The organism is Geodermatophilus sp. SYSU D01036, from assembly GCF_054050435.1.
Window position 1 is genome coordinate 1 of the sequence record NZ_JBJGZJ010000053.1, and the last position, 2,572, is coordinate 2,572.

Annotated in this window: 2 protein-coding genes; both read left to right on the forward strand. The window is 75.9% G+C overall.

Features of this window, described 5'->3' with window-relative positions; genetic code table 11:
* Nucleotides 1-239 precede the first annotated feature (239 nt).
* Nucleotides 240-809: a hypothetical protein gene (locus ACI8AR_RS23735; protein ID WP_457053186.1), complete on the forward strand. Its 570-nt coding sequence runs from the start codon at nt 240-242 to the stop codon at nt 807-809.
* 137 nt (nt 810-946) lie between these two features.
* On the forward strand, nt 947-2,467 hold the full coding sequence (locus tag ACI8AR_RS23740; RefSeq protein ID WP_457053187.1) for an amino acid permease: 1,521 nt from the start codon (nt 947-949) through the stop codon (nt 2,465-2,467).
* The last annotated feature ends 105 nt before the right edge of the window (nt 2,468-2,572 follow it).

Consider the following 2,572-nt stretch of genomic DNA (forward strand, 5'->3'; position numbering starts at 1 on the left):
CCGGCCCCCGCCCGCCCCCCCCCACCCCCCCCCCCCCCCCCCCGCCCCCCCCCCCCCCCGCGGGGGGGGCCCCCGCGGCGTGTCCGGGGGGACCGGCGGGGCGACCGGGGCGTCCCGTGACCGTTCCGCGACGACGCCGTCCCGGAAGTCCCCGAGGAGCCTGCGCCGCCGTGTGAGGCTCCCGCGGTTCCTCCCGCGACAGCAGAGCCGCGGGTCCCTCCAGCACGACGGGGTGTCCCATGACCCAACCACCGCCCGGCCAGCCGTGGCAGCCGCCGCAGGGCCCGCTGCCCGGCTTCCTCCCCCCGCCTCCGGAGAGGAAGGAGACGCCGGTCTACCTGCGTCCCTGGTTCGCCGTCCTCGCGCTGGTCCTCGTCGTGGGGACCATCGGTGCCGCGCTCGGCGGTGGCGACGACGAGCCGGCGACCGCGGCCGCGAGCACCACCACGGTCACGGAGACCGTGACGGCGACCCCCAGCCCCCAGCCGGCCGTCCCGCCCGTCTCCAGCGCCCCGCCGCCCGCGGTCGCGCCGAGCACCACCGCCGCCCCGACCACGCCGGCCGCGCCGGTGGTCGACTTCGCCATGCCGTCGGTGGTCGGGATGAACCTGCAGGACGCCCAGGACCTGATCCAGACCAACGGCGTCTTCCTCAGCCTGTCCCACGACCTGCTCGGCACCCGCAACCAGGTGCTCGACGCCAACTGGAAGGTCTGCACGCAGAACGTCCCGGCCGGCCAGCGGGTCACCGGCGACGTGGAGGGTGCCATCGACCTCGGCGTCGTGAAGCTCGAGGAGTCCTGCCCCTGAGCCGCCGTCCCGGCCGCCCTGCGGGGCGGCCGGGACACCGGGTCGGCGACGACCCGTGATCGGAACACGGGCGCCACGGGGACGACGCGCACCCGCCCTAGCGTCCCGGCCATCCCGCACCGGTCCGAGGAGACCCGATGGCCACCAGCCCCACCCGAGGCGCCTCCGGCGTCACCTACGCCCAGGCCGACGACGGCTACTTCGACAAGCGCGGGCTGACCCGCTCGGCCGGCGTCTGGGGGTTGTGGGGCCTCGGCGTGGCCGCCGTCGTCAGCGGCGACTTCTCCGGCTGGAACCTCGGCATCGACGGCGCCGGGTGGGGCGGGTTCGCGCTCGCCTGCGTCGTCGTCACGGCCATGTACTTCACGATGGTCGCCAGCATCAGCGAGATGTCGGCGGCCATGCCGCACACCGGCGGGGCCTACTCCTTCGCCCGCTCGGCGATGGGCCCGTGGGGCGGGTTCGTCACCGGCCTCGCGGAGACGATCGAGTACGTCGCGACGACGGGCGTCGTCGTCTACTTCTCCGGCCAGTACGCCGACGGCATCACCGACGCCCTGTTCGGCCTCTCCCTGCCCGCCTGGGTGTGGTGGGTGATCCTCTACGGCGTCTTCCTCGCACTGAACATCGCCGGCGCCGAGATCTCCTTCAGGTTCGCCCTGGTCGTCGCCGTCGCGAGCCTCGCGGTCATCGCCGGGTTCGCCCTCACCGCGGTGCTCTCCGGCAGCGTCGACCTCGGCAGCCTGTTCGACGTCGAGCCCGACCCCGGCAACTCGACGTTCCTGCCGCACGGCTGGTGGGCCGTCGTCCTCGCGATGCCGTTCGCGATGTGGCTGTTCCTCGGCATCGAGGAGCTCCCGCTGGCCGCCGAGGAGTCCCACGACCCCGCCCGCGACATCCCGCGCGCCGGGCTCTGGGGGATGCTCACCCTCGTCGCCAGCGGCGCGGTGGTCGTCGTCCTCAACCCGGCGGTCACCGGCGCGGCGGCGATCGGCACCTCCGGCGAGCCGCTGCTCGACGGGTTCCGCGCGGTCCTCCCGGACGCCGACGTCGCGGCGGTGCTCAGCGCGTTCGCGCTGCTCGGCCTGCTCGCCTCGCTGCAGGGGATCATGTACGCCTACGGCCGCAACATCTACTCGCTGTCGCGGGCCGGCTACTACCCCAAGGTCCTCTCGCTCACCGGCACCCGGAGGACGCCGTGGGCGGCGCTGCTGGTCGGCGCGGTGGTCGGGTTCGCGGCCCTGCTGGTGGTCCAGTTCGGCGGCGAGACGGCGGGGTCGGTGGTCCTCAACATCGCCGTCTGGGGCGCGGTCATCGCCTACGTGCTGCAGATGGTGTCGTTCGTGCTGCTGCGCCGCCGGTTCCCGAACGCGGTCCGGCCCTACCGCAGCCCCTACGGCGTCCCGGGCGCGGTGTTCGCCGGACTGGTCGCGGCGCTGGTCTTCGTCGGCGTCGTCCTCAACCCCGACTACCGGCCGGCCATCGTCGCCATCGCCGTCGTGTTCGCGCTCGGGCTGGCCGCGTTCGCGCTCGTCGGCCGGCACCGCCTCGTCCTGTCACCCGAGGAGGAGTACGCGCTGACCGGCGGCCTGCACGCCGGCCCGGCCGGGGAGGACCCGGCCGACCTGCCCGCGCCGGACCGGACGCCGACCGCCTGACCCCCTACGCGGGGGGGGGGGGGGGGGGGGGGGGGGGGGGGGGGGGGGGGGGGGGGGGGGGGGGGGGGGGGGGGGGGGGGGGGGGGGGGGGGGGGGGGGGGGGGG

Excerpts from the sequence above, each read along its gene's own strand:
- ACI8AR_RS23735 (WP_457053186.1), top strand. The coding sequence starts at position 240 with ATGACCCAACCACCGCCCGGCCAGCCGTGGCAGCCGCCGCAGGGCCCG.
- ACI8AR_RS23740 (WP_457053187.1), top strand. The coding sequence starts at position 947 with ATGGCCACCAGCCCCACCCGAGGCGCCTCCGGCGTCACCTACGCCCAG.